An 8,537-nucleotide genomic window follows, 5' to 3' on the forward strand; every position below is an offset into this window, starting at 1 on the left:
GCTTGAGTGGAGTAAAATTAGCAGTAAATTTTTTTATAGCAGGAGGATATATATAACATGAAAGTTTTTAGCACTGACAAGGCACCCGCAGCAATAGGGCCTTATTCACAGGGATTCATAGCGAACGGATTAATTTTCACATCGGGACAAATTCCTGTAAATCCTGAGACTGGAGAAATGCCAGAGGGAATCTCAGCACAGGCCGAACAGAGCTGCAAAAATGTCGGAGAATTACTCAAAGCGGCCGGATCAAGTTTTGATAAAGTAATCAAGACAACATGTTTTCTTGCTGATATAAAAGATTTCGCGGCATTTAATGAAGTCTACGCAAAATTTTTTACCTCAAAGCCCGCCCGTTCGTGTGTTGCAGTTCGTGATATTCCTAAGGGCGCATTATGTGAAATTGAGTGCATAGCCGAAGCATAAATAATTAATAATTCGCAGTCAGTGAGATTCTTTCTTGCTGGCTGTTTTTTTGCGCAAAAATTTTCACGGTGTTATAATCTTGCAATCTTAAAAATTTATTTACTGTAAGGAGATCAATTTTTTCATGAATTTATTTAAGCGTAATTTCTTGGCCTTCTCTGTTGTAGCTGCTTTGTTATTCATTGCGGTTATCAGCGGGGGCTGCGGCGGCAGTAGTTCGTCTTCATTCTTGCCGATTGATATTACTGACTATGATACGATTCTCACAGGCGGCTGGGTAATTGACACGAGCGCAAAAAATACTCTCTCGGCTGACGTGAACGGCGAAACAGTTAATTTTGCGATTCATAACGTTGCTGTGAAACTCTCATCAGTTGACGTTGAAGGCTCGGCCGGCAGCGCATATATTGAGGCATTTGCTCTTATTTCTGATGATAATGTTCTGCTTCCGTTAGCTTATGACCTCACAAAATTGTCTACTGATATGACACTTACTGAATCAGGTCAATGGCTTGCAGAGGGGCAAAATTCTTTATTGACAATTACCCTAAATAATGCCGAGTCATCAAATCCCACGTTAAATATTCGCGGAATAGTAAGATTTATCGGTGATTCTTATGCAGTTGTTAATGTAACTCTCAAAAAATTTAATGAGACTGCCAAGACAGAAAGCCAAATGAACGCCCTAATTAACGGTAACTGGCAATCAAATATTAGTGAGTATAACGGCGGATTCCTTTTCACGAGTATGGACATGGGCAGCACTCAAGAGACACCGGCACCGAATGAAAATGTCCCTGGAATGTTAAGAATTCCCGGAATGACTGCAATTGACGAAGCATATTTCAGTGCTAAATTATCAAATAGCAGTATCTCACAAGGCAAAGCTACAATGTCGCAAATGTCCCTTCTTGCTTTCTTGAATGACGAGGCAAGCCGCGACTGGTCAGGAGACGGCCCCCTTATGCCTTTAATTGATGTTGATCTCGACGTAAATCTCTCTCACGTGTTCGGCGATATTTATAAGCTGGAATTCCCGTTTGATGACATTTACAAAGAAGCATTCCCCGATTTAGAGACAGTATCAGATAAAACATACGTAATTCTTGACGGCGGCAATAGTGGTTATGCTGTAAATATAACGGCATTGAAAGCAGGCACTGAATATGTCGAAATTCGTTCGGTCTTAACACTCGAAAAGAAACCCGACTCAAGCGACGTTAACGTTACTGATTATATAGGCACGGCGTGGGATTCATTCTTTGCGGCTGGTCAAACAATCAATTTCACAACAGCGACTCCTGCTATTAATAATTTAATGATTCGCAGTCTCAATCTTGCATTCCCTGAAGCAGATATTACAAATCGCAAATTTACAGCTTTAATCACCGCTGAATATTCAGAGATGAACCCTACCGCGACTCCTGAAAGCGGCACTTCTCCGGATGTTAAAGTTCTAAACGCTCAAATAGATCTCGTAAATGTCAAGCAATTAGCCTATAACACATGGTATGCTGTTGACGAGTCCGGCGAGTCTGATTTTGCATTCACGTTACTTGATTCACCTGTAGGCGGAGATCCTATAGCACTTGTATTTGCTAATATTAGTTCGGGACTGATAGGCGGAAGTTATATATCAATTGCGGCCTTTGTAAGTGAAGCCGGTGAAATGTCAGATGTATTCTTTAAGGGAGCTTGGACTCATAGACCGGGCGATAAGGCAAGTGTTCAATTTGTCGCATCAGATAGACCATCTACACCGAGAAATGCTGATTTAATTAATTTCGGTGCTTACTTCTCATCAGTTGACATTAATGCAGGCACGGCGAACTTCTCGGCGGTTTCTCTACTAGCCTTTGATAATCCATTAAATCCCGGCAATAATGTATTTACTCCTATGGTCTATGATAGAGTACCCGTTAATGTAAATAGTACTGATACTCCGGGAATTTATAAAGTAACAACAGAAAACGGAAGCAGTTTCACCGTTCAAATGCTTTCACCTGATTCAGATGGAACAATGCGCGCAAATCTCAGCGGAGTAATCAAATATGAGTCTCTAGGCTTTAATATCAGTATCGACGCTGAAGTTACAAAGTCTGACAATGAAGCGGCAACGCTTGATTTTGACTCCGTCATGAAAGACTCAACGTGGCAGACGACTCTTGCTGACTCGGCGAATTCGGGCGGATTTGTCGTTATGCCTAATGCTCAAGTACAATATCCCTATATTGCAGCTAACCCCGGTCAAACAATGGCGAGTTTGTCATTTAAGGGAGATAGCAATAACGCAGCTGCAACAGGGTTCGGAATAATGAACACTTCAGCGGGAACTATACCTCTTACTCTATTAAATTTGCCGCTATCAGTTCAGCACATGTTTAATAATTTCTATAGATTTGATTTTACTTCGGGCGATCAGGGAATTAAGGGTGTATGTGTTCTTTCAGATGATAAGTCGTCGAAATTAATTCTTGAGGCTGATCACAAACTCGGAACTAATGAACTCAAGATGCATGTTTTATTGAGTCTCACAAAGCTTACTTCATCTTCAGAGCAGGATATAAGGCAGTGGATCGGTACCAGCTGGACAAAGGAACACACGGGCGGATTCCTTGTATCGGGCGATAATTCTCTGCGTTTCAGCGACATGACAGAATATAACCCGGAGCTTATACTTGACAGCTTTGACGTAACATTCGGCCAGCCTATAGGAACGAACACTATAGACTTCAGCGCAAATATAACTCTTCATAGGTCGGGCAGTGATGTAATTCTTAATTTGCCATTCAATGGAAATGTTGATGTCTATGACGCTGGAGTAAATATGTGGTACGGTATAGCGCAGGCAAATCACAGCCAGTTCATATTGACTATAATAAAAGACGAGATGGGCAGCGGTTATCACGTGATTTTATCCGCAAATCTCAATGTTCCATTTAACGGGAATTATTATTTTGTCTCATTAGCTGGGACTATGATACAGAAATAAAATATTAATCAATCAATAAAATTTTTAAGCAGTCGGGGAGAATCAAAATTTTCTCCGGCTGTTTTTTCTTGTGTATAAATACGTAAATTTTAGTGCTATAATTACGCATACTTGTAAAATTTGTTAATTATTTATATATAAGGAGTGTAATTTTTTTATGAGTTCATTTAGTCGTAAGTTTTTGGCCTTTTGCGGAGCGGCTGCGTTATTATTTATTGCGGTCATAAGCGGGGGCTGCGGGGGGAGCAGTTCGTCATTATTCCCTGTCGATGATGTTATTGACGCTGATACGACATTGGCGGGAGTTTGGCGAATTGATACAAGCGCAACAAATAATTTTGCCTCTGCTGATATTGACGGGACAGAAGTCAAACTCTCAATCAAAGATTTTATTTTGCGTTTCCAGAGTGTAGACGTTGAAGGCAGTAACGGACAATTATATTTAGATGTCATTGCAATTCTTTCAAGCGACCGAGTTATTATCCCTGTAGCATTTGACGAATCACAAGCCAGCACCGAGTATTTATCTTCTAATATGTGGAGCATGAATATTTACGGCGACTCTTACTTGTTTGAACTTGACGGAACAGAGTCAAATCCTTCATTAACTCTTATCGGCGGTGTAAATATTTTCAGCTCATATAAGGCTTTAGTGGGAGTAACATTCAAGAAAATTGGTCCCGCGTCAAGTAAATCATATGCAGAAATGGATAATTTACTCAATGGAACGTGGCAGACTCCTTCAAATTTGAACGGAATGATTAACGGCGGATTTTCTTTCATGAGTGCTGATATGCCCATGCCCTCAAATGATTCAAATATGCCCGAACCTCCTGAGCGCCCCGGTGATATGCCATTAATAAACGGAATGCGCGAGATCGACATAGCATTTACTAACATGATATTTGAGGAGACTGACACAGCAAATAATTATTCTATACTCACGACTCAAATGGCATACGGGACTCTCACAGCAAGCAATGATTTTACAGGCCCTGTAAATCCAATCATGAATCTTGACTATAAGGACGCAAAAATCACAGCGCTTTATGATAATATTTACAAGATCGAGATTTCTTCACGTGATAAGTCTGTATTATTAGTCAATTCTGATAACAAACACGCATATTTAGTTAATGCGGCAATGACAATAACAGAAAACGGCGGCTATAATGAGACCCGTACAGCATTAGCACTTGAGAAAAAGCCCGATGCAAGCGAGAGTACATTTAACATAATAGATCAAATCGGTTCAGTATGGCACACACAAAATTTAGCAGTGGGAGAAATTCACGACCCTTCAGCCGGCAGACCCATAAATATAAAATTTGAAGAACTTGGCTTGATGTTCCCTGCTGAATCTGCTGACATAGCAAATCGCTCTCTCACAATAATAATATTAGGCAGATACTACGAGAATACGCCCATTTCACAGGATCGCGTTTATCATGATGTAAGCTTTGATATTAACGCGACATATGTCGAAAGAATCGGCTATAATACATGGTATATTGACAACGGCGACGAGACAACAGAGGGCAGCTCACGAGCTATTATAACTGTCTTAGATAATTATGCCCTTATGACTGCACATGTAACTGTAAATAATAAAGAAGTAGATATTATTGCTTTCTTGTCTGATTTAGGCGATATAGAAGACGTTTTCTTCAGCGGGGCATGGACTTGCGCGAGTTCTGACGCAAAAGTAAATATCGTAAATCCCGGTTTTAGCGGTGAAGTTACTTTATTGACATTCGGGGCGTATTTCTCGTCAGTTGATATTGACTCAGGCACGGCGAATTTTTCAGCGTTCACGGTTTTAAGCAGTGATTCATTCCTGATTCCTGTAGTATTCGACAATGAGAAAGTTACAGTTAAAGAAGGCGCTACGTCATATGATTTTGTAGTAAATTCTACGCACGGTTCATTTACGGTTAATGGCGTTAATAACGATCCTAATAAAATAAAGATTGACGGAAAATTTAATTTCCAAGATATGGCCTTAACAGTGAGTGTTGACGCTGTAGCATCAAGAATCCCCCCGACTAGTCAGACGCTTGATTTTAACACGATAATGAATCACAGCACTTGGCAGTCTACACCGTTTGACGCTAAATCCGGCGGTTTTGCAGTTATCGGCAATTCTTCAGGCGCAATGATTTATCCCGGCATAAATTCTAAGACATTCGCAAATATAGTTTTTGACGGGAATAACACGGGCGGGGAGATTTCCGGCTTCGGCACTATGGGATTAGCAAGTTTTGATGTTGGAACTAGAACATTTGTAGATTACGGCTCAATGCTGCCTGTAGCTCTAATGAAGGAACCCATAAAAGTTGATAACATTTTCGGCAATTACTATAAATTTGCATTTGAGAGCGGAGATTCTGAACTCAAGGGAGTATTTATTCTTGAGAGCGAGTCAGCTGCACGAATGATTTTACTTGCAGACAGCGGAAATAGTCAGGCAATCACGAGGCTTCATACAGTCTACTATCTTCATAAGGTAACAGAGACAACACCCATTGATTTAACAGCGTTTAATAATACTTCATGGGATGTTCCGCAGGCAGGCGGCATAGTTGCTTTACAGGACGGGAATATATTGCAGATTACGAACTCGAGTCCGGATATGTACAGCGTAAGACTTCGCGATTTCAACGTGCAGTTTACGAATGCTAATGTATCAGCAAAAACAGTTGACTTCAAAATCTCTGCATATATTGATATCCCGCGCTATGGAGAACGTGCAACAAATCAATATATTGAATTCCCCGTAAAAACTGTAACAGTTGAAAAACTCGGCGCATATGTCTGGTACGGAGAAGAAGGCACTAATAAATTTATTGTAACTATGAGCGCAGGCTATCAAAACAGAGCAGCTTTAGCAGGAACTCTTAATTTTGCCTCGCCCAATAATCCAAATTTCAACGTTCAATCCTCGATTTTATTAGACTTAGTATTGAAGCAATAATCACGCTAAATTAATAAGACAGTCAGGGGGCAAATCTCTGGCTGTTTTTATTTTGTGATAAAATACTTTCTTGCAATATATTATTATTTATTATTTATTATACTAAGGAGATTTATTTTTATGGATATTACTTGTTTATTATGGCTTCAGGATTTAAGAAACGCGATAAATAGTCAGGCACTAATTGATTTTATCACGGTGCTTTCATTTTTTGCGGTGTCATGGGTCATAATGATTCCTGTTTTAGTTTACTGGTGCATTGACAAGAAAAACGGATTATTTTTATACGTCTCATACTGCACAAGCTGGTTCATTAACGGATTACTTAAATTAACGGTCTGTGCTTATCGTCCGTGGATAAGGGACTCGCGAATCATTCCGGCCGGCGGGGATATAACAATGAAGACTGCGGGCGGTTATTCATTTCCGAGCGGTCACACAATGCAGTCATCGCCGATTTACGGGGGACTCGCTGTGTTATGTCATAAGAAAGCAAAAATAGTTACGTTCTTATTAGGAATTCTAATTATAGTAACTGCATTATCACGCATTTATTTGGGAGTTCATACGCCTCAAGATGTCATAATCGGAACAATTTTCGGCCTGTGTTCTGTCTGGGTAGCTGCAAAAATTGTAGGCTATATAAGTGCTCACCCTAAGAGTGAAAATATTTTCTTGTTAATCGGCATGATTTTATGTTTTGCGTCGATTTATTATATTACTCATAAGACTTATCCTTTAGATTATAAGGCTGATGGATCTTTACTCGTTGACCCTGCAAAGATGATGAATGACACATTTTTAGCTAATGGAATGATTGCGGGCTTTCTTGTAGGACGATTCATTGAGAAGACATTTATAAAATTTGAGTCGACCGGCTTTAATATTGTCGGACTCATTGTTGCGTTTATTGGATTTATCCCGCTTTATTATATAAGAATGAACATTTGCAGCGTGTATAATTTTATGACAGTTCCGTTAAATACTGCGCTCGGTTCACACTGGGGACATTTTGCGATCGGCTTTATTGAATTTTTCTATACTGTAGCGATTTGGCCAATAGTTATAAAAATATTCACTCGTAAATAAAAATTTTTGCGGAAATTCACGGCCTCATGCATGATATTATTTCGTGTATGAGGCTTTTATTTATTTATCCGCGTGTGATTTCAGTATTTGTCATTTTCTCGTAAACAAGAGCGAGCGCGCTGTGATCGAGACTCCCTTTATTATCGCCGTGTAAAATTTTCATGAATTCTGAAACCTGAGCAGTTAACGGCATAGGAGCGTCAACAGATTTTGCAGTGTCCATTACGTTCGCTAAATCTTTAATGTGCAAATCGATTCTAAATCCAGGCTTGAAATTATGATCCATAATCATGGGTGCTTTTGCGTCCATTACTGCAGAGCCCGCGAGTCCGCCCCTTATTGCCTGATAAATTGCCTCAGGGTTTACGCCTGCTTTCTTGCCGAGCATTAAAGCCTCACTAACTGCCGCGATATTTATAGCGACAATTGCCTGATTACATAATTTCGTAACATTGCCCGCGCCTATTTCTCCGCATAATACAACACTAGATCCCATAGCTTTTAAGACCGGCTCAAATTTTGCAAAAATTTCTTCCTTGCCTCCTACCATGAAACTTAATGTGCCGTCAATCGCTTTAGGTTCTCCGCCTGATACGGGAGCGTCAAGCATTTCAATGCCCATTTTTGCGAGTGAGTCATAAATTTCACGGCTTGCAATCGGGCTGATTGATGACATATCGATAAATACTGCACCTTTTTCCATGTAATCAGCAACTTTATCATCAGTGAGCATTACGCTTTTAACTTGAGGAGAATCCGGGAGCATTGTTAAAACGAGTTCGGCACCCTTTGCAACGTCTGAAGCTTTCTCGGCTGCTTTAGCTTTACCCTGAGAGAACGCAGCAACTTCATCAACTGGAGCCCGGCTGCGATTATAAACTGTTAAGTCATGACCAGCCTTAATTAAATTTTTTGCCATAGGTTTGCCCATAATTCCGAGTCCTATAAATCCTATTTTCATGAAAAATTTTTATCTCCCTGAAAAATTAAAATATTATTTCTTGAATTTATTATATCAGGTGTGACTCGCTTTTCTCCCCCCTTCGGGGTTGGGAA

General features: G+C 40.0%; 5 protein-coding genes. 4 read left to right on the forward strand and 1 reads right to left on the reverse strand.

Annotation, left to right across the window (positions count from 1 at the left end):
- Positions 1-57 precede the first annotated feature (57 nt).
- The 4 genes from IJS99_03105 to IJS99_03120 all read left to right on the forward strand — a co-directional run bounded on the left by IJS99_03105 (position 58) and on the right by IJS99_03120 (position 7,481).
- Positions 58-426 carry a RidA family protein gene (locus IJS99_03105; GenBank protein ID MBQ7560813.1) on the forward strand — a complete coding sequence of 123 codons (369 nt, stop codon included), beginning with the start codon at positions 58-60 and terminating at the stop codon, positions 424-426.
- Between the two features lie 124 nt (positions 427-550).
- The gene (locus IJS99_03110; GenBank protein MBQ7560814.1) at positions 551-3,418 is read left to right on the forward strand and encodes a hypothetical protein; all 2,868 of its coding nucleotides are present in this window, start codon (positions 551-553) and stop codon (positions 3,416-3,418) included.
- Positions 3,419-3,575: 157 nt separating this feature from the next.
- Positions 3,576-6,392, forward strand: a complete 2,817-nt coding sequence (locus tag IJS99_03115) for a hypothetical protein (GenBank protein ID MBQ7560815.1) — start codon at positions 3,576-3,578, stop codon at positions 6,390-6,392.
- A 120-nt stretch (positions 6,393-6,512) separates the two neighbouring features.
- Entirely contained in the window at positions 6,513-7,481 is a 969-nt protein-coding gene (locus IJS99_03120; protein MBQ7560816.1) for a phosphatase PAP2 family protein, read from the forward strand.
- A gap of 64 nt (positions 7,482-7,545) precedes the next feature.
- On the opposite strand, the gene garR is transcribed toward IJS99_03120, so the two are convergent.
- Positions 7,546-8,442 (reverse strand): 2-hydroxy-3-oxopropionate reductase, encoded by an 897-nt coding sequence (gene garR / locus IJS99_03125; protein ID MBQ7560817.1) that lies wholly within the window; start codon positions 8,440-8,442, stop codon positions 7,546-7,548.
- Between the last annotated feature and the right edge of the window lie 95 nt (positions 8,443-8,537).

Source organism: Synergistaceae bacterium, assembly GCA_017444345.1.
Classification (GTDB): domain Bacteria; phylum Synergistota; class Synergistia; order Synergistales; family Aminobacteriaceae; genus JAFUXM01.